Genomic DNA, 24,285 nt, shown 5'->3' on the forward strand with positions numbered 1-24,285 from the left:
GATTGAGCTTGTCGGCCGGCGGCGCCTCTGACAATTCGACCCGTGGCGCCCGCAAAGCTTCTGGACGCGAAGTTGCGTGACAGATAAGAGGGGGTCCGAATTATGTCAACGGTGACGGCCGATACAGAATGGCCACAATCCGGTGTTTGTGAAGGTTTTCCGGCCGGTGCCAGACGTTCTGGATCCGGTTCACCAATCGAAAGGTAACTCGATGCTGCGCCACAAACTTCTCGTATCGGCTGCTATTGCCGCTGCGATCTTCGTCCAGGCCCCGGCTTTCGCCGCTGACGATACGGTCGTCGCCAAGGTGGGCAGCCTGAACATCACTCAGGCCGAACTCGACGTCGCGGTCCAGAACCTCGACCCGCAGCTGGCTCAGCTTCCCGAAGAACAGAAGAAGGTTGCGGCCCTTTCCGGCGCAATCGACGTGAAGCTTCTGGCAAGCGGTGCTGCCGCCGAAGGTCTTGGTAACACCGAGGATTACAAGAAGCGCATGGCCTATATCGGCGATCGCGAACTGCACAACGCCTACTTCCGCAAGCACGTGGTCGATGCCACGACGCCCGAAGAAGTAAAGGCACGCTACGACAAGGAAATCGCGTCGATCCCGAAGCAGGAAGAGGTCAATGCCGCCCATATCCTGGTAAAGACCGAGGATGAAGCAAAGGCCGTGATTGCTGATCTCGACAAGGGTGGCGATTTCGCAGCCATTGCCAAGGAAAAGTCGCAGGATTCGAACAAGGACGAAGGTGGCGATCTCGGCTGGTTTGCCCAGGGCCGCATGGTTCCGGAATTCGAGCAGGCCGCGTTTGCCCTCGAAAAGGGCGCCTACACCAAGACCCCGGTCAAGACCCAGTTCGGTTTTCACGTCATCAAGCTGATCGACAAGCGCGAAGCCGCTCCGCCGGCACTCGACCAGGTCGAAGACCAGGTCAAGCAGCTCGTGATGCGCGACAAGTATGTCGCCATCATCGAAAAGGCGAAGGCCGACCAGAAGATCGAGATCATGGATGAGGGGCTGAAGAAGGGCTACGAGGACGTGAGCAAGATGCAGGACGGTGCAGAAGCGCCGGCACCGGCACAGCAGTAAAATTCGCATCTGGGCCCGGTATATCCGGGCCCTTTCCTATTCAGCCAGGTTGTTCAGATGTCCTCTTCCGTCTCGCCGCTCGCCCCGAAGTCCTATCCCGAAATGCCGGCCCTGCGCGGCGTCCGCATGGCGACAGCTGCCGCCGGCATCAAATACAAGAACCGTACCGACGTGCTGTTTATGGTGTTCGACGCACCGGCAGCGGTGGCCGGCGTCTTCACCAAGTCGAAGTGCCCGTCGGCCCCGGTGGATTTCTGCCGCGCGAACTTAGCCCATGGTACGGCGCGTGCCGTGGTCGTCAATTCCGGCAACGCCAATGCGTTCACCGGCGCCAAGGGCCGTCAGGCGACGGAACTCACAGCACAATCGGCAGCGGCGGCTGTCGGATGCGGCGAGCATGAAATTTATCTCGCATCGACAGGCGTCATCGGCGAGCCGCTCGATGCCACGAAATTTGCAGGCGTGCTTGGCGATATGCACGGTTCGGCCACGGGCGATTTCTGGCAGGAGGCCGCCAAGGCGATCATGACCACGGATACCTATCCGAAGGTCGCGACCCGCACGGCCGAGATCGGCGGCGTCGCGGTTACGATCAACGGCATTGCCAAGGGTGCCGGCATGATCGCGCCTGACATGGCGACGATGCTGTCTTTCGTCGTCACCGACGCCAATATCTCGTCTTCCGTGCTCCAGTCGCTTCTCTCTGCAGGCGTCGAGCCAAGCTTCAATTCCATGACGGTCGATAGCGATACGTCCACGTCCGATACGCTGATGCTGTTTGCAACGGGGGCTGCTGCTGCAGACGGCCAGGCGCAGATCACCGATCCCGCCGATCCGGCGCTGTCGTCTTTCCGGGATGCGTTGAACGCGCTTCTGAAGGACCTGGCGATCCAGGTTGCGCGCGATGGCGAAGGCGCCACCAAGATGCTCGAGATCACGGTCACGGGCGCTGAAAGCGATGCTAGCGCCAAGACGATCGCGCTGTCGATCGCCAATTCGCCGCTGGTCAAGACCGCCGCCGCCGGCGAAGACGCCAACTGGGGCCGTATCGTCATGGCCGTCGGCAAGGCCGGCGAAGCGGCGGACCGCGACAAGCTGGCGATCTGGTTCGGCGATGTCCGCGTTGCCGTCAATGGCGAACGCGATCCTTCCTATTCGGAAGAGGCCGCGTCCAACGTGATGAAGGGGCAGGACATTCCGGTCAAGGTCGAACTCGGCCTCGGCTCCGGCACGGCCACCGTCTGGACCTGCGACCTCACCAAGGAATATGTTGCCATCAACGGCGATTACCGGAGCTGATGACGGATATGACCGCATCTCTCGCGCAAGGCGACCTGCCGCTGGTTCGGAGACTGGAAGCGGTCGGCTTCCGGGCCTGGCCCGCGGCTTCCGTGGTCTATGACGGCAGCTGGCAGGTTCGGTTGACGGGTAGCCATCCGTCGAAGCGTCTCAACTGCATCGTGCCGCTCGATCCGTCGGATTACCGGGACATGGACCTGCGGTTGTCGAAGGCCCGCAAGCGTTTTGCCGATTACGGACGATCGCTGGTGGTGCGCGAAACGCCGCTCGCACCGCCCCACCTGATTCGTCATCTGGAGGATGATGGCTGGCAGATGTTCGAGACCGCAGATGTGATGATCGGCGATCTCGCCCACCTTCCGCTGCCGCCGACGCTTGGTCATCTTCCCAGCCACGATATCGGCCGTTTCGTCGATGCCTGCATTGCAGTGGGGCAGGACGACGCAGCGCTGAAGCCGGCACTGGCGGAGATCCTCAGTTCCATCAAGCCGCAATCGGGCTTCTTCATCAAGGAAAGCCCACGTCACGGCGCCGTCGCCGTGGCGCTTTGCGTGCAGGACAACGATCTTGCGGGCGTCATGTCGTTTGCCGTGTCGCAAACGGTTCGGCGGCAGGGCATCGGCTCGGAAATACTTGCCTCGGCACTGCGCTGGGCCCGCGTCAGCGGCGCCCGTTCGGCATGGCTGCAGGTGGAGGCAGACAACGAACCGGCGATTGCCCTCTATCGCCAGTTCGGCTTTCGCAAGGTCTATGAATACCGCTACTGGCGCAAAGGGTGACCGATCTCATGTCGAGGAAAATTCTTCTCGTTGCAGCCTGCGCGCTGATCGATGCCGATGGCCGCATCCTGCTTGCGCAGCGCCCTGAGGGCAAGTCGCTGGCCGGGCTCTGGGAGTTTCCGGGGGGTAAGGTGGAGCCTGGCGAAACGCCCGAGGAGACGTTGATCCGTGAACTCGACGAGGAGCTCGGGATCCAGACGAAGGAAGCCTGCCTCGCGCCGCTGACATTTGCGAGCCACACTTATGAAACCTTCCATCTGTTGATGCCGCTCTATGTCTGTCGCCGTTTCGAGGGCATTCCGCACGGGCGCGAGGGGCAGGCGATCAAGTGGGTCAAGCCGAACGCGCTTCGGGACTATCCGATGCCGCCCGCCGACGAGCCTCTGATCCCGATCATTCAGGATCTTGTCTGATCGAGATCAATCGAATTAGCGCAGTCGAATTCAGAGCCTGTTAACCTTTAATTCAGCCCATCGTGGCATCGTCAGGGGGATCAGTGACTGCGTTGACGAGGCTTTTCAGCGATGGAAGACGAATTCTGGAAAACTGTGCAGGCCCGCCAGCGGGCAAAGCACAGATCCGGTAGGACCGGCGCCCTCAATATTGCTCTGCTGTTTGGCACCGCTGCGGTTGCGCTTGCGCTGATCGTGACGCCGATGCTCGCCGGTCACGATGACCAGCAGCGGCTGGCAACGGTCAAGCAGGACTTCGACATGATCACCACCGGCTCGATCAAGCCGGTCGAGAAGGGCACGAAAACCTACACGATCCGCCGTAGCGTACTTCAGGACACGCCGGGCTCCGTCTGCATCGTACAGGGCTACGGCGCAAACGATGGCTGCTAATTAACGATTAGTCGCTATAGTCGGGCGACAGATCAGCGGTTTACCGGATAAAGGGCAAGTCATGCGTCTCCTGCGTTCCTTCATGCGCGATGAATGTGGGGCGACGGCTGTCGAGTACGGCCTGATCATCGCGATCATATCGGCCGCCTTGCTCGCCGGTTTCGGCGCTTTTTCCTCGGCGCTCAGCAATATGTTCAGCTTCCTCGGCGGCAAGGTCGACAAGCCGATTACCTGACCCTCCCCCGATCGTTACCCTGATCTATCAGTTTTCGTTCTGCGATCCGCGCAGCGCATCTTCCAGCCGCATCTTGGCCGATCCCGGCTTCAGGGGCTTTTGCTGGCTTTCGTGCGGCGCCCATCCCGATGCGTAGATGATCGAAAACGTGGCCCGGATGCGCCCATCCGGATCCGAGTAGCGTTCGGCATAAAGCTCGGCGGCTTTCAGGAAAAAGCTCTTCGTCAGCGGCTTGCGGCTGCGGCCAGCGAGCGCATTGGTCATGCCCATGCCGCGCAAGTCCCGCATCAGTGCAAACAGGTTGTCGTAGCGCACCGTATAGGTTTCCGCATCGATCACGGGCAGGGCAAAACCCGTCCGCTGCAGTAGCCCGCCGACGTCGCGCACGTCCGCAAACGGAATGACACGCGGGCTAGCGCCCCCGGTCATTTCCACCTCGGCCGACAGAAGTACATCGCGCAGCTCGGCAAGCGTGCCGGATCCGGGAATGGCGGCAAGGAACAGCCCATCCGGTTTCAGCGCCCGGCGGATGCGGACCAGCGTGCCGGGAAGATCGTTGATCAAGTGAAGGGCGAGCGGTGAGACGATGAGATTGACCGTATCCGGCTCAAGCGGCACATCGTCGAGCGGTGCGACCGTGATGTCTTCGCCAGAGACGGCGAAGGTAGGATCGCTCTCGACCCGGACCATGTTGTCGATCTTGCCGGTTGCTTTCGCTTCGCGGGCTGCAGTGCCGGTACCGCCATGCAACTCGACACCCTGTTCGAACTGCCGTTCGACCACGGACAGCCGCTCGGCCAGTTCGCGTCCGGCTATATCCAGCAAAAACGCCGCGTTGTGGTCGCCAGCGGCAATCGCACGCCGGCGCCGTGCTTCGACCAGTTCGGCGTCAAAAATGATGTCCATGTTTTCCACTCAATTTCCGCGGGTCGCAAAGTCGCTCTCCGTCGATTAATGTCAAGCATGTCTTCGTCCCCCGCCTTGCGATCGCTGAGGAGCATGGTATCGGCCGCGTCCGTCTGGACACGCCGGATAGGCGACGTCGTCTACCCGCCAGCCTGTCCCGGATGCGGCGTGATCACCGGCAGCCATCGCGGTTTCTGTGCACAGTGCTGGAGCGGTCTGCGCTTCATCGAACGTCCCTACTGCGAGGTTCTAGGCCTTCCGTTCTCCTATGATCCTTCCGATCCCGCTTTGGATGAGCAATTGCTGATCTCGCCGGAAGCGATCGCCAATCCCCCGGTGTTCGACCGCCTGCGGGCTGTGGCAATCCACGAAGGTGCGGCACGCTCGCTCGTCCATGCGCTGAAATATAGGGATCGCACCGACCTCGCCGCAATGATGGCCGGGTGGATGCTGCGCGCGAGCGAGACCCATGTGGCCGATTGCGACGCTATTCTCCCGGTGCCGCTGCATCGCTCGCGCATGTTCTGGCGTCGGTTCAATCAGGCAGCCGAACTCGGGCGGCATCTCGCCGCTCAATCCGAAAAGCCCTTTCTTGCAGCAACATTGCTGCGCACGAAGAGCACGCGGCGTCAGGTGGGGTTGACCGCGCGGGGCCGCGAGGAGAACGTCCGCGCCGCGTTCAAGGTGGCCGCGGGTCGCGAACAGGACGTGTTCGGCAAGCATATCGTACTGGTCGACGACGTGTTCACGACCGGCGCGACGGTGTCTTCCGCGACGCGGGCGCTGAAGCGGGCAGGTGCTGTCGAGGTGACTGTTTTGACCTTTGCAATGGCCATTTCCGGGCCTATATGACAGAGACGGCAATTGTGACGCGCTGCACAAAGTCCTGACAGTACGTGGAGAAAATCATGGCAGATGTGATCATTTATACCCGCGAATATTGCGGTTACTGCGCCCGCGCCAAGGCGCTGCTCGAGTCCAAGGGTGTTGCCTTTACCGAGCATGACGCGACCTATTCCAAGGAACTGCGCGCCGAAATGGTGCAGAAGTCGAACGGCGGTTCAACATTCCCGCAGATCTTCATCGATGGCCGGCATGTCGGCGGTTGCGACGACCTGCATGCGCTCGAACGTGCCGGCAAGCTCGATCCGCTTCTGGCGGCCTGAGGAGATTTTTCGATGACCGCGGTCAAGGTTGCAGCGATCCAGATGTGTTCGGGCGTCGATCCGGTCAGGAATGCGGCCGACATGGCGCGTCTTGTCCGTGACGCTGCAGCCCATGGCGCGACCTATATCCAGACGCCCGAAATGACCGGCATGCTGCAGCGTGACCGCAAGGCGGCCCGCGAAGTATTGCGGGGCGAGGCGGATGATGTGATCGTCTCGACTGCGCGCGATCTCGCAAAAGAGCTTGGTGTCTTCCTGCATATCGGCTCGACCGCCATTGCCCGCGACGACGGAAAGATCGCCAACCGCGCTTTCCTGTTTTCGCCAGACGGCGCAACCGTCTGCAGCTACGACAAGATCCACATGTTCGATGTCGATCTCGACAACGGTGAAAGCTGGCGCGAGAGTTCGGCCTATGAACCCGGCAACGAAGCGCGGGTTGCCGACCTCGGTTTCGGCAGGCTCGGTTTCGCGATCTGCTACGATGTGCGGTTTCCGCAGCTGTTCCGGGCCGAGGCCTTGGCCGGCGCCGAAATCCTCACGGTCCCGGCTGCCTTTACCCGCCAGACGGGCGAGGCGCATTGGGAAATCCTGCTTCGGGCCCGCGCCATCGAGAACGGCACGTTCCTAATCGCTGCGGCGCAGGGCGGCACCCACGAAGATGGCCGCGAAACCTTCGGTCATTCGATGATCGTTGATCCCTGGGGCAAGGTTCTGGCGATGGCTGGCGGCACCGGCGAAGAGGTCCTGATCGCCGAGATCGATCTCGACCAGGTCCGGGCGGCACGCCAGAAGATCCCCAACCTCAAGAATGCCCGGGAGTTTTCCGTGGCGATCGTCCCCGACCGCGGTGACGGGGAAGAGGCGGCGTGATCAAATATTCGCTCGGCTGCGAGAACGGACATGTGTTTGAAGGCTGGTTTGCCCAAAGCGCGGATTTCGACCGCCAGGTGGAAAGCGGCTTTTTAACCTGTCCGGTCTGCAATTCCACCGCGATCTCAAAATCCCTGATGGCGCCGTCCGTTTCGACAGCACGGAAGAAGGAAGCCAAGCAGGAGTTGGCGATGAATATGGCGCGCCATGAGGTGATGGCGAAGCTCAAGGAAGCCGTCGCCGGTATCCGCGCCAGTTCCGAAGATGTCGGCGAGAAATTTCCGGAAGAGGCGCGCAAGATCCATTACGGCGAGGCCGATGCGCGCGGGATTATCGGCAAGGCAAGTTTCGACGACGTGCGCGAGCTGATTGATGAGGGCATCGACATCGCCCCCTTGCCGACGCTCCCGGAAGACGGCAACTGACGCCGGTCTTCAAGTTCATTAGCGATGTCGGAAGTATCTTGTAAGTATTTCTTCCAAGAGATGCATCTTTACCATGCCGGTTTACCGAACTCTAACCTGACTGCGCTATCTCTGCGGACGGGCTGCCGAAAGCCGTCCGTGATGAACTGGTGCCAGACTGAAATGGAGCGGGCCCGCAAGCCCGTACATGCAGGTTCAAATCCTGCCCAGTTCTCCAAGGACCACACTCCGGCGACGAATTGGCAGACGTTGACACCACCATCGCGTTCGACATGACCCTCTGGATTTAGACCAAACAGGCCGGATCGTTGCGATCGCAGCGCAAGGGCGTCCCCGTAACCTTGATCAGACAGAAAGTGCTCTGCAGCATGGAAAAGATTGATCGTTTAGCGTGGGTCGACGCCGCCAAAGGTGTCTCGATCATCCTGGTTGTGATGATGTACTCGGCCTACAATACCGGCGAATATACCGGGCAGGTCGGCTTCCTGCACTATGTCATCGGTTTCGCGACGCCATTCCGGATGCCTGAATTCTTCCTGATCTCAGGTCTGTTCCTGTCGCAGGTGATCGCCCGCCCGTGGTTGCAGTTCGTCGACCGTCGTGTGGTCCATTACCTTTATTTCTACGTGCTCTGGGTCACGATCATGCTTGGCCTCAAGATCGGGGTCTACGAGCTCGATCTCAGCAAGATGCTGAAGGAGCTGGCCTTTGCGACGATCCAGCCCTATGGCGTGCTGTGGTTCGTCTATCTGCTCGCAATTTTCGGACTGGTGACGAAGCTGTTCTACCAGCTGTCGGTGCCTGCCTGGGTGGTTCTTCCGGTCGCGATCGGCCTTGAGGTCTGGTCGCCGCACTCGGCGAGCTACGTGGTGACGCAGTTTGCCGCGTATTTCGTCTTCTTCTATCTCGGCTTCCTGACGGGTCCCGCAATTTTGAAGCTGGTCGAACTCTTCCAGCGCCACCAGGCAAAAGCCTGGGCTGCGCTGTGCGTCTGGGCGCTGGTCAACGGAGTGCTCGTGTTTTCTCCCGGCTATGCGGTTCAACCGGTCGGGATGCAGATGGGGTCTGCGGTGTTGCCAGGGATGCATTTCGTGCTTGCTGTCGCTGGAACGCTGGCGCTTTGCATCGCTTGCGGCCTCGTCGTCCAACTGCCGTTCTCGCGCTGGCTGGTCTGGCTCGGCAAGCATTCGCTTGTCGTCTACCTCGCCTTTACCATTCCGATGTCTCTGTTCAGGGCAGTGGCGCTCAAGACCGGACTGATTACCGATACGGGACTGCTGAGCGTTTCGGTGATGATCGTGTCGATCGTGAGCTCGCTCATCGTCTACGCGATTGTCAGGGCGACAGGGATCGGCAACTTCCTGTTCGAGCGGCCCGGTTGGGCCTCGCTTTTGCACCGCAAGGGTGGATCCGTCGACGCCGCAACACCCGTCACGGCTGTCGTCAAGAACTGAAGGTCAGCCCGGACGCCGCGCCAGCAGCATGTAATTGACGTCCATGTCGGATGACAGGTTCCAGCGGTCGCTGAGCGGGTTGAAGAACACGCCGGTGCGGTGAATGATCTCCATGCCGCTTTTTGACAGCGGCTTTTCGATCTCTTCCGGGCGCACAAGCTTGTCGTACTGATGGGTGCCGCGCGGCAACCAGCGGAGAATGTTTTCCGCAGCAAAGATCGCCAGCGCGCCGGCCTTCAGCGTGCGGTTGATGGTCGCCACGAACATTAGGCCGCCCGGCTTTACCAGCGAGGCGCAGGTGGTGATGAAGAAATCGACGTCGGCGACGTGTTCGACCACTTCCATATTCATGACCACGTCGAACATCTCACCCGACGCGGCCAGATCCTCGGCGGTCACCGCGCGATAATCGACGGTGACGCCGGTTTCAGCTGCGTGAGTGGAAGCGATGCCGATGTTCTTTTCGGACGGGTCGGCGCCGACAACGGTCGCGCCCATGCGAGCCATCGGCTCCGACAACAGACCGCCGCCACAGCCGATATCGAGGATGCGAAGACCGGCGAGCGGCTGGTGACCGTTCGGGTCACGGCCGAAATGCTCGCAGATCCGGTCGCGGAGATAGGAAAGACGGACCGGATTGAACTTGTGGAGAGGCCGAAACTTCCCTGTCGGGTTCCACCACTCGGCTGCCATTTTCGAGAACCATTCAACCTGGTCCTTATCGACTGTGCTGCGTGTGGTTTCGGTCATATCGTCATCCTCTCGTACTAGGGCCTGAAGTCGGACGATCCCGGGTTGATGTCAAGGGGTGACATCGCCGCGGAGGTCGCGCGACAGCTTAGTCATTGTTTTCCAGTGAGCGGGCGGGATGAACCGTTGCTTACGGCGAGGAGAAAAAGGGTGAATGACAGTCAAATACATCATTCATTCGCCATTCAGCCGACAACTGGAACAATAGGTCGTTCCGAGCATTTAGGCTGAAAATTACGGGGCGCAAAACGGAAGCAATTCCGACCGCTTATGTTTTCCAGGAGGAAACAGGTGAAAAAGTTACTTTTACGGGTAGCCGCTCTCGGCGCCTTGATGCTGGCGCCGTCGATTGCTTCGGCTGCCGTGCAGGGATTCGCAACCGCGAACGTGAACATGCGGTCAGGTCCGAGCACCGCCTATCCGGCGGTCACAGTGATCCCGGTCAGCGCGACCGTTACCATCAACGGCTGCATGAGCAGCGTGAACTGGTGCGACGTTTCGTTCTACGGCGGTCGTGGCTGGGTGTCGGGAAACTATGTCCAGGCGGCGTACCGTTCGAACCGCGTCTATGTCGCGCCCGACTACTATCAGGGTCTCGGCATCCCGACGGTGACCTTCGAAGTCAACGACTACTGGGGCCGCCATTACAGAGAGCGCAATTTCTATCGCGAACGTGATCGCTGGCGCGATTACAATTGGCGCGCCGATCGTCAGCCGCCGCCACCGCCGCGTTGGGATCGTGACAGACGTCCGCCGCCACCGCCTCCGGGTTGGGACCGCGACCGCGATCGTGACCGCTGGGACAACCGTCCCGGTTGGGACCGTGATCGCGGCGACCGCCGCGACCCGCCACGCGTCGACCGAGACCGGGACGATCGTCGCCCACCGCCGCGTATCGATCGTGACGACGACCGTCGCCCTCCACCACCGCGTATCGACCGCGACCGGGATGACCGCCGTCCGCCACCGCGGATTGATCGCGACGACGACCGTCGCCCACCACCGCCGCGCATGGATCGTGGCGATGACCGCAGGGATGATCGCCGCCCGCCGCCGCGTGCCGAGCGCAATGACGAACGCAGAGAAGAACGTCGTCAGGAACCGCGTGCAGAGCGCAACAACGACCGTCGCGCCCCGCAGGGTGAAACGGAGCAGTGCGTCGGCCCGGGTTGCCGCAATCGCTAAAGCGACAACGGTGGACGAGCTCCGCCTTGAATGGTTATAGTTGATGATAGTCGGGGGCCGCGAAAGCGGCCCTTTTCATGTTCGGCGGTTTTCCGCGGATAATCGCGAAATACTGCCTACGGTTTTTGCCGGGCGTACCGTTCTGGCCTGTTCCGGCCATTGCACCGCCAGCCCCTTTTCGATATGAGACCCCCGCAACTTTGTGACTCCAGGCCTTGAGGCCCGGAGAGCAGAGAAACGGGAAGCAGACGTTCCAGCGTATGGTGCCGGGACGAAACAGTGGTTTTTGTCGAATGGCTCGCATCGTGATGAAGTTCGGCGGCACGTCCGTCGCCAATCTTGACCGTATCCACAATGTGGCACGCCATGTGAAACGCGAGGTCGACGCGGGCCATGAAGTGGCCGTCGTCGTTTCCGCAATGTCGGGCAAGACCAACGAGCTGGTGGGCTGGGTACAGGACACACCGAAGGTCAATGGCGCCGATTCTCCCTTTTACGACGCGCGCGAATACGATGCCGTCGTCGCCTCCGGCGAGCAGGTGACATCAGGGCTGCTTGCGATCGCGCTGCAGTCGATGGGCATCAATGCGCGCTCCTGGCAGGGCTGGCAGTTGCCGATCCGCACCGACAATGCCCATGGCGCGGCCCGGATTCAGGAAATCGACGGTTCCGACATCATCAAGCGGATGGGCGAGGGCCAGGTGGCCGTCGTTGCCGGCTTCCAGGGCATCGGCCCGGACAACCGGATCGCGACGCTCGGTCGCGGCGGTTCCGACACTTCAGCGGTGGCGATTGCTGCCGCTCTCAAGGCCGATCGTTGTGACATCTATACGGATGTCGACGGCGTCTATACGACGGACCCGCGCATCGTGCCCAAGGCGCGGCGCCTGAAGAAGATTTCGTTCGAGGAAATGCTCGAAATGGCATCGCTCGGCGCCAAGGTGTTGCAGGTGCGCTCAGTTGAACTTGCCATGGTTCACAAGGTTCGCACCTTCGTGCGCTCCAGTTTCGAGGATCCCGATGCACCGGGCATGGGCGACCTCATCAACCCGCCCGGTACTTTGATTTGCGACGAGGAAGAGATCGTGGAACAGGAAGTCGTCACCGGCATCGCCTATGCCAAGGATGAAGCGCAGATCTCCCTGCGTCGTCTCTCCGACCGGCCAGGCGTTTCTGCCGCCATCTTCGGCCCGCTGGCCGAAAATCACATCAATGTCGACATGATCGTCCAGAACATTTCCGAGGACGGATCGAAGACCGACATGACCTTCACGGTGCCTTACGGGGACGTGGCCAAGGCCATCAGCGTTCTCGAAGACAACAAGGAAAAGATCGGCTTTGACGTCGTGCAGAGCGAATCGGGTCTCGCCAAGGTGTCGGTGATCGGCATCGGCATGCGCAGCCACGCCGGCGTGGCGGCGACCGCTTTCAAGGCACTTGCCGAAAAGTCGATCAACATCAAGGCCATCACCACCTCGGAAATCAAGATTTCGATCCTGATCGCCGGCGACTACTCGGAACTTGCAGTTCGGTCTTTGCATTCCGCCTACGGTCTCGATAAGACTTGATCGTCAACCGGTTCGCCGCGTGGGTGTGAAACTCGCGCGGCCACTTCCGGATTAAAGATGCATTCGGGAGCAATGATGCCGATGAGAGACATGTCGGCCGGGCCGCGCGTTCTTCTGAAGCGGCTCCGCGAGTTGATGGCCGAGCCACTTGAGCCGCAGGAGCGGCTTGACCGGATCGTGCGCCAGATCGCCAGCAACATGGTGGCGGAGGTTTGCTCCGTCTATGTGTTGCGCTCCGACGGCGTTCTCGAGCTTTACGCCACCGAAGGCCTCAACAAGGAGGCCGTCCACACATCGCAGCTGAAGATGGGGCAGGGCCTGGTCGGCACGATTGCCGCCTCGGCACAGCCGCTCAATCTTTCCGATGCGCAGGCGCATCCGGCGTTCCGCTACCTGCCGGAAACCGGCGAAGAGATCTACCATTCCTTCCTCGGCGTGCCGATCCTGCGCGCCGGCCGCACGCTCGGCGTTCTCGTCGTGCAGAACAAGGCCAGCCGCAACTACCGCGAAGACGAAGTCGAGGCGCTCGAGACGACGGCGATGGTGATCGCCGAGATGATCGCGACAGGCGACCTGAAGAAGATCACGGCACCGGGGCTGGAGCTGGACCTCACCCGCGCCGTCACGATCGCGGCCAACGGCTATAACGAGGGCATCGGTCTTGGCCATGTGGTGCTGCACGAGCCGCGCATCGTCGTTACCAATCTTCTAAACGAGGATTCGGACAAGGAAATCCTCCGTCTGGCCGAAGCGCTCGGATCGCTCCGGATCTCGATCGACGACATGCTGCAGCGCCGCGACGTGGCGCAGGAGGGCGAGCACCGCGAGGTTCTCGAGACATACCGCATGTTTGCGCACGACCAGGGATGGGTGCGCCGCATGGAAGAGGCGATCCATAACGGGCTGACAGCGGAAGCCGCTGTCGAAAAGGTGCAGAGCGACACGAAGGCGCGGATGATGCGCCTGACCGACCCATATCTGCGCGAGCGGATGCACGATTTCGACGATCTGGCCAACCGGCTGCTGCGCCAGCTGACCGGCTATTCCGGCCGGGCGACGGACGAAAACTTCCCGATCGATGCGATCATTCTGGCGCGTGCCATGGGTGCCGCGGAGCTGCTCGATTACCCGCGCGAGAACCTGCGCGGGCTGGTGCTGGAAGAAGGTGCGGTCACCAGCCATGTGGTGATCGTGGCCCGCGCCATGGGTATTCCGGTTGTCGGCCAGGCGACGGGCCTGGTTGCGCTTGCCGAAAACGGCGATCCCATCATCATCGACGGTGACGACGGCCAGGTGCATGTGCGCCCGATGGCCGATCTGCAAAAGGCCTATGAGGAAAAGGTCAAGCTGCGGGCCCGGCGCCAGGAACAGTTCAAGGCACTGCGCTCGGTCGAACCCGTCACCAAGGACGGCAAGGCGATCAGCCTCAATATGAATGCCGGCCTTTTGGTGGATCTGCCGCAGCTTGCTGAATCCGGTGCGCAGGGTATCGGCCTGTTCCGCACCGAGCTGCAGTTTATGATCGCCTCGACCATGCCGAAGCTTGAGGAACAGGAGGCGTTTTATCGCGCCGTGATCCGTCAGGCGGCGGGCCTTCCGGTGACATTCCGCACGCTTGATATCGGTGGCGACAAGGTGGTGTCCTATCTGCGCAGTCAGGAAGAGGAAAACCCGGCGCTGGGATGGCGGGCGATCCGCCTGTCTCTCGATCGGCCGGGCCTGTTGCGCACCCAGATGCGCGCGCTGCTGCGGGCATCGGCGGGTGCCGAGCTTCGCATGATGCTGCCGATGATCACCGAGGTTTCCGAAATCCGTGCGGTGCGCGAGCTGTTCCAGAAGGAAGTTCAGCATCTTTCCAAATTCGGCCACAGCCTGCCGCGCAAGCTGCAGTTCGGCGCGATGCTGGAAGTGCCGTCGCTGATGTGGCAGCTGGATGAACTGATGGCGGAAGTGGATTTCGTCTCTGTCGGCTCGAACGATCTGTTCCAGTTCGCCATGGCCGCCGACCGGGGCAATGCCCGCGTCTCCGACCGGTTCGATATTCTGGGCAAGCCGTTCCTGCGCATTCTGCGCGACATCGCCCGCGCCGGCGAAAAGAACCGGACGCCGGTGACCTTGTGCGGCGAGATGGCCGGCAAGCCGCTTTCGGCCATGGCGCTGATCGGCGTCGGTTTCCGCTCGGTCTCGATGGCGGCAACCTCGATCGGGCCGGTCAAGGCGATGCTGCTTGGTCTCGATGCAGGGCAGTTGGCCGAGGAGCTGAACGCCGCGCTGGACGACGTGCGCTCGGACGAGCCGATCCGCAATTTGCTGTTGCGGTTTGCGGAAACCAACAACATTCCCGTATAGAAAAACACAAAGAACAAGAGTGGAGTGATTGGGTGGCGAAGCTTCCTGTCGAAAAGATGCGCGAACTGGAACGCCGGTTCGGCGAGATCGAGGCGCGCATGTCGGAAGGTCCGGCTGCCGATGTCTATGTGAAGCTGGCATCGGAATATTCCGAACTGCAGCCGGTGGTCACCAAGATCCGTGAATACGAAAAGACGCTGGCTGAAGTCGCAGACCTGCGTGCGATGCTTGTCGACAAGGCGACCGACCGCGAGATGCGCGAGCTGGCCGAGATGGAGCTGCCGGATGCGGAAGAACGCATCGAGCAGCTGGAAAAGGACATGCAGATCCTTCTCCTTCCCAAGGATGCGGCCGACGAGCGCAGCGCCATCCTGGAAATCCGCGCCGGCACCGGCGGCAATGAGGCGGCGCTGTTTGCCGGCGACCTTTTCCGCATGTACGAGCGCTACGCCAGTGCCCATGGCTGGAAGGTGGAAGTGCTATCCGCTAGTGATGGCGAAGCGGGCGGCTTTCGCGAAGTCATCGCCACCGTGACCGGCCGCGGCGTGTTTTCCAAGCTGAAATTCGAAAGCGGCGTGCACCGGGTGCAGCGCGTGCCGGATACGGAAACGCAGGGGCGCATCCATACGTCGGCCGCGACGGTCGCAGTTTTGCCCGAAGCGGAAGAGATCGATATCGAGATCAAGGCGGACGACATCCGCATCGATACGATGCGGGCATCAGGCGCCGGCGGCCAGCACGTCAACACCACCGATTCCGCCGTTCGCATCACCCACCTGCCGACGGGGCTGGTTGTCACCAGTTCGGAGAAATCGCAGCACCAGAACCGTGCAAAAGCGATGCAGGTCCTGCGCTCGAGGCTCTACGACATGGAGCGGCAGAAAGCCGACAGCGAACGCTCTGCGGACCGCAAGAGCCAGGTCGGCTCGGGCGACCGTTCGGAGCGCATCCGCACCTACAATTTCCCGCAAGGGCGAGTGACCGACCACCGTATCAACCTGACGCTCTACAAGCTCGACCGGATGATGATCGGCGAGATCGACGAAGTCGTCGATGCACTGATTTCGGACTATCAGGCAGGACAGCTGGCGCAGCTTGGCGAGCAGCACGGATGAGCCAGCACCCGGCGTCTGTCCTGAAGACGGTGGTGGCGGATGCAAGGGCGCAGTTTGCTGCAGCAGGCATCGCCGATGCGGCAATCGAGGCAAGGCTTCTGATCGGCGGCTTGCTGGGACTTTCCTCGACCGAGGTGTTCGTTGATGGCGACCGTGTGGTCGATGCCCTCGACATGGCCCGGATTGCGGATGCCGTGGCCAGGCGCCTGGGTCACGAGCCGGTTCACCGTATTCTAGGCATGCGGGCGTTTCACGGGCTGGATCTGTTGCTCTCGAAAGAGACGCTGGAGCCGCGGCCGGATACCGAACTCCTGGTCGAATGCATGCTGCCCGTGCTCAGACGGATCGTTGCGGATAAGGGCCATGCCCGCGTGCTCGATCTTGGCACCGGGACCGGCGCCATCATTCTGGCGCTGTTGAGCGAGGTTCCGCAAGCGACGGGCGTCGGCTCCGATATTTCCGAGGATGCGCTTTCGACGGCGACGCGTAATGCGCAACGTCTTGATCTTGGCGAGCGGTTTCAGGGCGTCAGAAGTCATTGGTTTGACGCAATTCACGGGCGTTTCGACATAATCGTGTCAAACCCGCCCTATATCAGAAGCGATGTCATTCCTGAACTAGAGCCGGAAGTTCGCGATTTCGATCCGCCGGCAGCGTTGGACGGCGGACCCGATGGCCTGGATGCCTACCGGGCAATCGCATCGCAGGCCGAGCACTTTCTCGAACTGCGTGGTCCACAGGAAGACGGCTCGTTTCCCAAGGACGAAGGGTCTGTTGGCGTCGAGATCGGGTTCGATCAGCGAGACACCGTGACGCGTATCTTTGAGGATGCAGGCTTCATCTTGACGCAAGCAAGACGTGATTATGGTGACAACGATCGCGTGCTTGTCTTTACGAGAGGTGGCCCTTGATTATCCAGGCTTTCGATGTTGCAAAGCAAAAGAAAGGGCTTGGAATCCTTCAGGAAGCGAGTTAGCGTAAATCACGCATCGGGGCGGCTGGGAGTGAACAACGATTCGTTCTCGCTAAAAGGTCAACCGTAGAACCGGCTCTTTTCGAAGACCGAGCAGGTTGAGCAGATCCAGTGCGTGATCAGGTAATTTGACTTTGAAAGCGGCAGGCCGCCTTGGTCGACCTGCGCATGGCACGCGAAGTCCTGTTCCGGCGATGACCGGCGGGCCGCGTGGCCTTTTATCAGCGAAGACAGAGAGTTGGTGAACGATATATGAGGCCAGGACAGCAAAACAAGCGCGGTCGGGGGCGTGGCAGCAACAATGGCGGCAGCAGCAATGGCGGCGGCGGCGGCAGCGGCGGTGGAAACAACAATTTCAATCGCAAGGGCGGCAACCCGCTCAGCCGGTCCTATGACAGCTCCGGCCCGGATGTAAAAATCCGCGGCACCGCTCAGCACATCGCCGAAAAATACTCGACGCTTGCTCGTGATGCGCAAAGCGCAGGCGACCGTGTCATGGCCGAAAACTACCTGCAGCATGCGGAACACTATTACCGCATCATTGCTGCAGCGCAGGCACAGATGCAGGACCGTTTCCAGCATCAGGAGCGTGGCGAATACCAGGACCGCGACGGCAACTCGATCGATCAAGACGATATGGATCAGGGTGACGGCGACGATATGGGCTACGCACCACAGCCGATGATGGACGAGCAGCCACGCCGCGAGCATAATTCCAGCCAGAACTCTGGACAGCACTCAGGCCAGAATTCCGGTCAAAACTCTGGACAGAACCCGGGTCAAAACTCTGGGCACAACCAGGGCAGCCAGTCCGGCCAGGACCAGCAGCCGCGCGAAAACCGGCGTGACCGAAACGAGCGCCGCGAGCGTCGCCCGGAACGTCCCGACCGCCCAGAGCGTCAGGACCGTGCAGAGCGCGCACCTGAACAGGGCAGCGAGCAGCCGATGGAGCAGCCTGCTGCACCGGCTGCCGAACAGCCGGTCGCTCCGACACGGACCAGACAGCGCGCGCCTCAGGTCACCGAAGCTCCGGTAGCCGTTGCGCCTGTGGTCGATGGATCCGGCCCGCAGCCTGATATCGAGGGCACGCCGGTCGAGGTTTCGGTCGAAGAGGAATCGCAGACGGAAGCCACGCCACGCCGTCGCCGCACGGCAGGTAACCGTCCACGTCGCCAGACCCGCAAGGATGCCGATGCGGCAGACGGCGGAGATGCCGGCGACGGTGACGACAAGCCGGCCTTGGCAGAAGCTGGCGAGTAAGCCAATCTTCTAGAGAACGAATGATATGAAAACTCCGGTCGAAAGGCCGGAGTTTTTCTTTTTGGGGTAGCCGAAAGCTCTTGCGGGTGATCGCCATGCTGCACCTGGCTCGTCTTGGATCCTATCCCGTGCACGTTTTGCACCTGTCACCTCGCCGGTCTTACCCGGGTGCGGTGGCGAGTTGTCGGCTCGATGACATCGCGCGATCCCGGCTTGATCGACGCCGCGCCAATATCGCCTAAATCCTCTTCTCCGCGTCTTTAAATCACAAAATCGCGCTCCCATATCTTCACCAAGGCCGGTTGGCCGGCCGGGTTCGCCTTTAAAGGGAGCCCCATCTCAATCATCGGTCCGTGCCTCCATGGAGGGCGGGGCGGTTCAGGAGGTTTATCTTATGAACATCGAAAAATATTCCGAGCGGGTACGGGGCTTCCTTCAGTCTGCCCAGACCCAGGCCCTGTCCGCTGGTCATCAGCAGTTTACGCCAGAGCATCTGCTCAAGGTTCTGCTCGACGACGACCAGGGCATGGCTTCCGCATTGATCGAACGCGCTGGCGGCAGCGCCAAGGATGCGCGCATCGCAAACGACGCTGCACTTTCCAAGCTTCCGAAGGTATCGGGCGGCAATGGCGAGATCTATCTTTCGCAGCCGCTGGCAAAAGTGTTTTCGACAGCGGAAGAAGCCGCCAAGAAGGCCGGCGACAGCTTTGTCACGGTCGAACGACTGCTGCTGGCGCTTTTGATCGAAAGCTCGGCCTCGACATCGGCCAGCCTGAAGAAGGCGGGGCTGACGGCGCAGGGTCTCAACCAGGTCATCAACGACCTGCGCAAGGGCCGCACCGCCGACAGCGCGACTGCTGAACAGGGCTTTGAAGCCCTGAAGAAATATGCCCGCGACCTGACGACCGAAGCGCGCGATGGCCGGCTCGATCCGGTGATCGGCCGTGACGACGAAATTCGCCGCACGATCCAGGTTCTGTCGCGCCGCACCAAGAACAATCCCGTCCTGATCGGTGAACCCGGCGTCGGCAAGACGGCGATCGCCGAAGGTCTGGCGCTGCGTATCGTCAATGGCGACGTGCCGGAAAGCCTCAAAGACAAGAAGCTGATGGCGCTCGACATGGGCGCGCTGATTGCGGGTGCCAAATATCGGGGCGAGTTCGAAGAGCGGCTGAAGAGCGTGCTGAACGAGGTGCAGTCGGAAAACGGCGAGATCATCCTGTTCATCGACGAGATGCACACGCTTGTTGGAGCCGGCAAGGCGGATGGCGCGATGGATGCGTCCAACCTTTTAAAGCCTGCTCTTGCCCGCGGCGAGCTGCATTGCGTCGGCGCGACCACGCTCGATGAATACCGCAAGCATGTGGAAAAGGATCCGGCCCTTGCGCGTCGTTTCCAGCCGGTCATGGTCGAGGAGCCGACGGTCGAGGATACGATCTCGATCCTGCGCGGCCTGAAAGAAAAATACGAGCAGCACCACAAGGTCCGCATTTCGGATTCGGCGCTGGTTGCGGCTGCGACCTTGTCCAGCCGTTACATTGCCGACCGGTTCCTGCCGGACAAGGCGATCGATCTGATGGACGAAGCCGCATCGCGGTTGCGGATGCAGGTGGATTCCAAGCCGGAAGAGCTGGATGAACTCGATCGCCGCATCATGCAGCTGAAGATCGAGCGCGAGGCGCTGAAGAAGGAAACCGACACGGCTTCAGCCGACCGGCTGGTGCGTCTCGAAACCGAAGTGACGTCGCTGGAAGAGCAGGCGGATGCCCTGACCGCGCGCTGGCAGGCCGAAAAGCAGAAGCTCGGACTTGCCGCCGATCTCAAGGGCAAGCTCGACGAGGCACGCAACGAACTTGCCACTGCCCAGCGCAAGGGCGAGTACCAGCGTGCCGGCGAGCTGACCTACGGCGTCATTCCCGATCTCGAAAAGGAGCTCGCACAGGCCGAAGCACAGGACAGTTCCACCAATGCCATGGTGCAGGAAGTGGTCAATCCGGATGCGATCGCGCATGTGGTTTCCCGCTGGACCGGTATTCCCGTCGACAAGATGCTGGAAGGCGAGCGCGACAAGCTGCTGCGGATGGAAGACGAGTTGGCGAAATCGGTCGTCGGTCAGGGCGATGCGGTGCAGGCCGTGTCGCGCGCGGTTCGCCGTTCTCGTGCCGGATTGCAGGATCCGAACCGGCCGATCGGCTCGTTCATCTTCCTCGGCCCGACCGGCGTCGGCAAGACGGAGCTCACCAAGTCGCTCGCGCGCTTCATGTTCGACGACGAAACCGCGATGGTGCGCTTGGACATGTCGGAATACATGGAAAAGCACTCCGTCTCGCGGCTGATCGGCGCGCCTCCCGGCTATGTCGGTTATGACGAAGGTGGTGCCCTGACCGAAGCCATCCGGCGCAAGCCCTACCAGATCGTTCTGTTCGACGAGATCGAAAAGGCGCATCCCGACGTGTTCAACGTTCTCCTGCAGGTTCTCGACGACGGGCGCCTGACGGACGGGCAGGGCCGCACGGTCGACTTCAAGAACACGATGATCATCATGACCTCCAATCTCGGGGCCGAATATCTGACCGGCCTTCGCGAGGATGAGGATTCTGAAAGCGTGCGCGAGCAGGTGATGGGCGTGGTGAAAGCCTCGTTCCGGCCTGAGTTCCTCAACCGCGTTGACGAAATCATCCTGTTCCACAGGCTGAAGCGTAACGAGATGGGCGCGATCGTTGATATCCAGCTGCAGCGCCTGCTGAAGCTTCTGGCCGATCGCAAGGTAGAACTGGACCTGGATGGCGATGCCCGCGAATGGCTGGCGAACAAGGGCTACGACCCGGTCTATGGCGCCCGGCCGCTAAAGCGGGTGATCCAGAAGTTCGTGCAGGATCCACTCGCCGAGCAGATCCTCGCCGGACAGATCCCGGACGGATCAACGATCAACGTGACATCAGGCTCAGACCGCTTGCTGTTTCGCATCAAGGGCAGCATGAGCGAAGCGGCATAAACGCAAACCGCGATCGAAAAATGAGGCCGCACCGGAAACGGGGCGGCCTTTTTCGTATCGGGGCAAGATTAGCGGCTGGCGACTTCGGCCGGCTTCGATGTGCTCTTCAGCAGCGCATCGATGCGGGTGCGCTCTTCCTCGAACCGCGCCAGCGCCTTGCCGTCGAGCGACTTGCCGCCGGGCAGGCGCACCTTCATCGGATCGACCTTGGTGCCGTTGACCACGAGTTCGTAATGGAGATGGGCGCCGGTCGACTGGCCGGTCGAGCCGACATAGCCGATTACCTGACCCTGCGTGACCTTGGCGCCTTCGCGCACACCCTTGGCGATCGCGCTCTGGTGATTGTAGGACGAGACGTAACCATTGGCATGGCGCACAAGCGTCTGGTTGCCGTAACCGCCGCTGTCCCAGCCCGCCTTTTCGACGGTGCCGTTGCCGGTGGCGATGATCGGCGTGCCGCGCGGGGCCGCCCAGTCGGAACCGGTATGCATCAAGGCACGGCCAAGGATCGGATGGTTGCGCATGCCGAAGCCTGACGTGAACCGTCCGTTCGGGACGGGATTGCGCAACAGGAACTGACGGACACTGCGGCCGTCCTGATCGAAGTAATCGACAGAACCGTCATCCTGATCCTGGAACCGGTAAAACCGGGTGGTCGTGTCGCCGAACCGGGCGTTTACATAGAGAAGTTCCGAATCCCGGCTGGCCTGGCCCTTTTCGTCCGCGACGGAGAAGAAGGCTTCGATCATGTCGGAGGGGCGCAGCTGCGCCTGAAGATCCACATTGCTAGCCAGAAGCTTGACGAGCAGGGACGTCATGTCACTGTTCATGCCGTAGGAGAGGGCAGCGCGATAGATGCCGTCATAGACGTCGGGCAATTCGCGGCCGGCGACGATGGCCGGTTGCTCGCTGAACGCGGATGCGACCGCATCCAGCATCTGCGGTTCCTTGCCGTCGATGAAATGGCCCTTGTCGTCGGCGGCAACCGTGATCTGGTGATTGCCGCGGCGATAGATGCTGGCGCGCACGACGAGGACCATCTGGCCCTCCTGGATCACGCCGATGCGGATCACGTCGCCGGCGGCCACATCCTCGCTGCCGATCCGCGACTTGAGATAGCCGGCAATTTCGCGGGCCTTGGTCTCGGGGTAGCCGACGGAGGTCATTGCCTGGGCGATCGTGGTCGGCTGGCGGACCGGGATGATATCGTCTGCATATTCGCGGCTGCGGGCGGTAAACGGTTCGGGCGTCGAGACCGACATGTTCTGCTCGACGATGCGCGCAGCGAGACCCGATGTCAGGTCGACATCCTCATCTTCGGAGGAGAAGCGCTGCGGGTCGACATAATAGAGCGCCGAGAGCTGCGTATTGCCCGAAGTCAGCACGGATCCGTTGGAGCGGACGTTTTCTTCCACTTCCTCCAGCGTCATCGGCGCCGCATAAGCATAAGTGCCGCCCTTCACGGGGAAGGGCACGGTCTGCAGGCTGACATCGGATTCCACATTGGATCCGTAGATCACGCCGGTGCGGCTGTTGGGCGGCGGCGGCGCTTCGCTGGAAGAGAAGATGCTGAGCGGATCGAATTTCGGATAGGCTTCCGGCGCGACGTTGTTGACGGCAAGGTTCATCTTCACATGCGCGAAGGGCCGGCGGCGCACGACTTCCTTATTGCCCTCGTGAACGACGGTCGACACTTCCATGATCCGTCGATCGGTCGGCATGGCGACGATATTGCCGCCGAGCAGGCGCTTGCCGCGCGACGTGATGTCGTCGTCATGATCCGAGGGGACCGCGGCAGAGGCTTCGGCAGGGGTGGCAAGCTGCTGGCGCCCATCAAGCGCTGCAAACAGCGCGACGCCCATCAGGAGAGACGATGTAATGCCGGTCAGGAACGTGCCGGAAAGCCAGCGCATGGAAATTTCGCGCCGATCCGGCGCGCGACGGCCATCGGCGAGGATCGGCGGTTCGTTGCCGAGCGTGCGTATCATGCTGCGGGCCGTCATCATGCCAGTCTTTGCCAGTCCCGTGATGCGTGTTCTTCCATAGACAGCAAGGGAATGCTGCCTGCAGTACCTTGGGCCAAACATGTGCCCGTTTCAGCGACATGAGTCAAACTCGGCTCGCGGGTCGAAGACCCAGGCCTTCGCGCGTACTCTATAGAGGCGAAATCACTCTTCATAGGCAAAGCTCTTCCCATGCGATTGTGAAGATGTCGGGGCGGTTTCAAGGCGGGGCCAAAGACAGGGTGGATTGCACACATAAACCTGGCGCCAAATACCTCGTTTTGGGGTGTCGTTTTGGTAGATCCGGATTTTATAGCGTCAAATCAGCACCTTACCGTTTTCTTGAAGTTTTTGCGACTAGGCCTGTTGACTTGTTCTGGGCCTCGGATCTATAACCCGCTCACTGAACGAGGGCGGCGGCGCTGCTAGCGACGGACTTCTTCGTTTCGGTGAAAACCTAAAAAGATTGGCGGATGCTGATTGGGGCCGGGTTACGGTTTGGCTCTTGGGTTTTGTGACGTTTTAGCCTTTATGGTGGGAATGTCGGTTCTTTGACAATTGAATATGAGAAGAAAGAGAAACGTGGTCGGCGGTCTCGCAGGATGGGCTTAGGCTTATCTGTTAGAAGACAAATGACGGTCACGTTTTGATATGAGAACACCAGATATCTGGTCGCAGTGATGCGGTTAGGTATCGGATGAGTTCTCGTCAATTCAGAACATAAAGTGATTAGTCATGATTGAATTCTCAACTTGAGAGTTTGATCCTGGCTCAGAACGAACGCTGGCGGCAGGCTTAACACATGCAAGTCGAACGCTCCGCAAGGAGAGTGGCAGACGGGTGAGTAACACGTGGGAACGTACCCTTTACTACGGAACAACTCCGGGAAACTGGAGCTAATACCGTATGTGCCCTTCGGGGGAAAGATTTATCGGTAAAGGATCGGCCCGCGTTGGATTAGCTAGTTGGTGGGGTAAAGGCCTACCAAGGCGACGATCCATAGCTGGTCTGAGAG

Annotated in this window: 21 protein-coding genes, 1 tRNA gene and 1 rRNA gene; 20 read left to right on the plus strand and 3 right to left on the minus strand. The window is 60.9% G+C overall.

Going from position 1 to position 24,285, the window contains the following annotated elements; translation table 11 throughout:
- Positions 1-211 precede the first annotated feature (211 nt).
- From BLW69_RS20290 to BLW69_RS20315, 6 genes are all read left to right on the plus strand, one after another.
- Positions 212-1,090 (plus strand): peptidylprolyl isomerase, encoded by an 879-nt coding sequence (locus BLW69_RS20290; protein WP_062577488.1) that lies wholly within the window; start codon positions 212-214, stop codon positions 1,088-1,090.
- 57 nt (positions 1,091-1,147) lie between these two features.
- Complete coding sequence (argJ, locus tag BLW69_RS20295; protein WP_092664572.1) at positions 1,148-2,389, plus strand: bifunctional glutamate N-acetyltransferase/amino-acid acetyltransferase ArgJ; 1,242 nt, start codon at positions 1,148-1,150, stop codon at positions 2,387-2,389.
- 8 nt (positions 2,390-2,397) lie between these two features.
- Complete coding sequence (locus BLW69_RS20300; RefSeq protein WP_092664664.1) at positions 2,398-3,168, plus strand: GNAT family N-acetyltransferase; 771 nt, start codon at positions 2,398-2,400, stop codon at positions 3,166-3,168.
- An 8-nt stretch (positions 3,169-3,176) separates the two neighbouring features.
- Positions 3,177-3,581: an 8-oxo-dGTP diphosphatase MutT gene (mutT, locus tag BLW69_RS20305; protein ID WP_062577544.1), complete on the plus strand. Its 405-nt coding sequence runs from the start codon at positions 3,177-3,179 to the stop codon at positions 3,579-3,581.
- Between the two features lie 111 nt (positions 3,582-3,692).
- On the plus strand, positions 3,693-4,013 hold the full coding sequence (locus tag BLW69_RS20310; protein WP_062454284.1) for a hypothetical protein: 321 nt from the start codon (positions 3,693-3,695) through the stop codon (positions 4,011-4,013).
- A 61-nt stretch (positions 4,014-4,074) separates the two neighbouring features.
- Positions 4,075-4,248 (plus strand): Flp family type IVb pilin, encoded by a 174-nt coding sequence (locus BLW69_RS20315; protein ID WP_062454283.1) that lies wholly within the window; start codon positions 4,075-4,077, stop codon positions 4,246-4,248.
- A gap of 27 nt (positions 4,249-4,275) precedes the next feature.
- On the opposite strand, the gene BLW69_RS20320 is transcribed toward BLW69_RS20315, so the two are convergent.
- Complete coding sequence (locus BLW69_RS20320) at positions 4,276-5,154, minus strand: methyltransferase domain-containing protein (protein ID WP_062454282.1); 879 nt, start codon at positions 5,152-5,154, stop codon at positions 4,276-4,278.
- A 93-nt stretch (positions 5,155-5,247) separates the two neighbouring features.
- On the opposite strand from BLW69_RS20320, the gene BLW69_RS20325 reads away from it, so the two are divergent.
- From BLW69_RS20325 to BLW69_RS20345, 6 genes are all read left to right on the plus strand, one after another.
- On the plus strand, positions 5,248-6,006 hold the full coding sequence (locus tag BLW69_RS20325; RefSeq protein WP_244508905.1) for a ComF family protein: 759 nt from the start codon (positions 5,248-5,250) through the stop codon (positions 6,004-6,006).
- A 56-nt stretch (positions 6,007-6,062) separates the two neighbouring features.
- A complete protein-coding gene (gene grxC, locus BLW69_RS20330) occupies positions 6,063-6,320 on the plus strand; it encodes a glutaredoxin 3 (protein ID WP_092664578.1) in 258 nt (85 codons plus the stop codon).
- Between the two features lie 12 nt (positions 6,321-6,332).
- Positions 6,333-7,193, plus strand: a complete 861-nt coding sequence (locus tag BLW69_RS20335; RefSeq protein ID WP_092664580.1) for a carbon-nitrogen hydrolase family protein — start codon at positions 6,333-6,335, stop codon at positions 7,191-7,193.
- Positions 7,190-7,618, plus strand: a complete 429-nt coding sequence (locus tag BLW69_RS20340; RefSeq protein WP_092664582.1) for a DUF1178 family protein — start codon at positions 7,190-7,192, stop codon at positions 7,616-7,618. The genes BLW69_RS20335 and BLW69_RS20340 overlap by 4 nt, the downstream gene beginning before the upstream one ends.
- A 143-nt stretch (positions 7,619-7,761) precedes the next feature.
- Positions 7,762-7,835, plus strand: a tRNA-Ala gene (locus BLW69_RS22880).
- Positions 7,836-7,986: 151 nt separating this feature from the next.
- On the plus strand, positions 7,987-9,072 hold the full coding sequence (locus BLW69_RS20345) for an acyltransferase family protein (RefSeq protein ID WP_092664585.1): 1,086 nt from the start codon (positions 7,987-7,989) through the stop codon (positions 9,070-9,072).
- A gap of 3 nt (positions 9,073-9,075) precedes the next feature.
- Here the strand turns inward: BLW69_RS20345 and ubiG are convergent, their stop codons facing one another.
- A complete protein-coding gene (gene ubiG / locus BLW69_RS20350; RefSeq protein WP_062577499.1) occupies positions 9,076-9,822 on the minus strand; it encodes a bifunctional 2-polyprenyl-6-hydroxyphenol methylase/3-demethylubiquinol 3-O-methyltransferase UbiG in 747 nt (248 codons plus the stop codon).
- A 291-nt stretch (positions 9,823-10,113) separates the two neighbouring features.
- Between ubiG and BLW69_RS20355 the strand changes: the two genes are divergently transcribed.
- The 7 genes from BLW69_RS20355 (at position 10,114) to clpB (ending at position 21,267) form a co-directional block, all read left to right on the plus strand.
- Positions 10,114-11,007: an SH3 domain-containing protein gene (locus BLW69_RS20355; protein ID WP_092664587.1), complete on the plus strand. Its 894-nt coding sequence runs from the start codon at positions 10,114-10,116 to the stop codon at positions 11,005-11,007.
- Positions 11,008-11,300: 293 nt separating this feature from the next.
- On the plus strand, positions 11,301-12,575 hold the full coding sequence (locus BLW69_RS20360) for an aspartate kinase (protein ID WP_062454275.1): 1,275 nt from the start codon (positions 11,301-11,303) through the stop codon (positions 12,573-12,575).
- 81 nt (positions 12,576-12,656) lie between these two features.
- Positions 12,657-14,924, plus strand: a complete 2,268-nt coding sequence (ptsP, locus tag BLW69_RS20365) for a phosphoenolpyruvate--protein phosphotransferase (protein WP_092664667.1) — start codon at positions 12,657-12,659, stop codon at positions 14,922-14,924.
- Between the two features lie 32 nt (positions 14,925-14,956).
- Positions 14,957-16,039, plus strand: a complete 1,083-nt coding sequence (prfA, locus tag BLW69_RS20370) for a peptide chain release factor 1 (RefSeq protein WP_062454274.1) — start codon at positions 14,957-14,959, stop codon at positions 16,037-16,039.
- Positions 16,036-16,950, plus strand: a complete 915-nt coding sequence (gene prmC, locus BLW69_RS20375; protein ID WP_092664590.1) for a peptide chain release factor N(5)-glutamine methyltransferase — start codon at positions 16,036-16,038, stop codon at positions 16,948-16,950. The genes prfA and prmC overlap by 4 nt, the downstream gene beginning before the upstream one ends.
- A gap of 314 nt (positions 16,951-17,264) precedes the next feature.
- Positions 17,265-18,272, plus strand: coding sequence for a DUF4167 domain-containing protein (locus tag BLW69_RS20380; protein ID WP_062454272.1), 1,008 nt, complete (start codon positions 17,265-17,267; stop codon positions 18,270-18,272).
- 394 nt (positions 18,273-18,666) lie between these two features.
- Complete coding sequence (clpB, locus tag BLW69_RS20385; protein ID WP_092664670.1) at positions 18,667-21,267, plus strand: ATP-dependent chaperone ClpB; 2,601 nt, start codon at positions 18,667-18,669, stop codon at positions 21,265-21,267.
- 68 nt (positions 21,268-21,335) lie between these two features.
- Here clpB and BLW69_RS20390 read toward each other — a convergent pair whose 3' ends face one another.
- Complete coding sequence (locus tag BLW69_RS20390) at positions 21,336-23,273, minus strand: M23 family metallopeptidase (RefSeq protein ID WP_062577514.1); 1,938 nt, start codon at positions 23,271-23,273, stop codon at positions 21,336-21,338.
- Positions 23,274-24,018: 745 nt separating this feature from the next.
- On the opposite strand from BLW69_RS20390, the gene BLW69_RS20395 reads away from it, so the two are divergent.
- Positions 24,019-24,285: ribosomal RNA gene (locus BLW69_RS20395) — 16S ribosomal RNA — on the plus strand; the annotation flags it as partial.

This window comes from Rhizobium sp. NFR12, from assembly GCF_900108545.1.
In the GTDB taxonomy this organism is placed as follows: domain Bacteria; phylum Pseudomonadota; class Alphaproteobacteria; order Rhizobiales; family Rhizobiaceae; genus Neorhizobium; species Neorhizobium soli.

Coding starts and splice junctions, on each gene's coding strand:
- mutT (WP_062577544.1), top strand. CDS start 3,177: ATGTCGAGGAAAATTCTTCTCGTTGCAGCCTGCGCGCTGATCGATGCC.
- BLW69_RS20315 (WP_062454283.1), top strand. CDS start 4,075: ATGCGTCTCCTGCGTTCCTTCATGCGCGATGAATGTGGGGCGACGGCT.
- BLW69_RS20345 (WP_092664585.1), top strand. CDS start 7,987: ATGGAAAAGATTGATCGTTTAGCGTGGGTCGACGCCGCCAAAGGTGTC.
- argJ (WP_092664572.1), top strand. CDS start 1,148: ATGTCCTCTTCCGTCTCGCCGCTCGCCCCGAAGTCCTATCCCGAAATG.
- grxC (WP_092664578.1), top strand. CDS start 6,063: ATGGCAGATGTGATCATTTATACCCGCGAATATTGCGGTTACTGCGCC.
- BLW69_RS20290 (WP_062577488.1), top strand. CDS start 212: ATGCTGCGCCACAAACTTCTCGTATCGGCTGCTATTGCCGCTGCGATC.
- BLW69_RS20320 (WP_062454282.1), bottom strand. CDS start 5,154: ATGGACATCATTTTTGACGCCGAACTGGTCGAAGCACGGCGCCGGCGT.
- BLW69_RS20390 (WP_062577514.1), bottom strand. CDS start 23,273: ATGATGACGGCCCGCAGCATGATACGCACGCTCGGCAACGAACCGCCG.
- ptsP (WP_092664667.1), top strand. CDS start 12,657: ATGAGAGACATGTCGGCCGGGCCGCGCGTTCTTCTGAAGCGGCTCCGC.
- BLW69_RS20360 (WP_062454275.1), top strand. CDS start 11,301: ATGGCTCGCATCGTGATGAAGTTCGGCGGCACGTCCGTCGCCAATCTT.
- BLW69_RS20335 (WP_092664580.1), top strand. CDS start 6,333: ATGACCGCGGTCAAGGTTGCAGCGATCCAGATGTGTTCGGGCGTCGAT.
- prmC (WP_092664590.1), top strand. CDS start 16,036: ATGAGCCAGCACCCGGCGTCTGTCCTGAAGACGGTGGTGGCGGATGCA.
- clpB (WP_092664670.1), top strand. CDS start 18,667: ATGAACATCGAAAAATATTCCGAGCGGGTACGGGGCTTCCTTCAGTCT.
- BLW69_RS20380 (WP_062454272.1), top strand. CDS start 17,265: ATGAGGCCAGGACAGCAAAACAAGCGCGGTCGGGGGCGTGGCAGCAAC.
- BLW69_RS20325 (WP_244508905.1), top strand. CDS start 5,248: ATGGTATCGGCCGCGTCCGTCTGGACACGCCGGATAGGCGACGTCGTC.
- ubiG (WP_062577499.1), bottom strand. CDS start 9,822: ATGACCGAAACCACACGCAGCACAGTCGATAAGGACCAGGTTGAATGG.
- BLW69_RS20300 (WP_092664664.1), top strand. CDS start 2,398: ATGACCGCATCTCTCGCGCAAGGCGACCTGCCGCTGGTTCGGAGACTG.
- BLW69_RS20310 (WP_062454284.1), top strand. CDS start 3,693: ATGGAAGACGAATTCTGGAAAACTGTGCAGGCCCGCCAGCGGGCAAAG.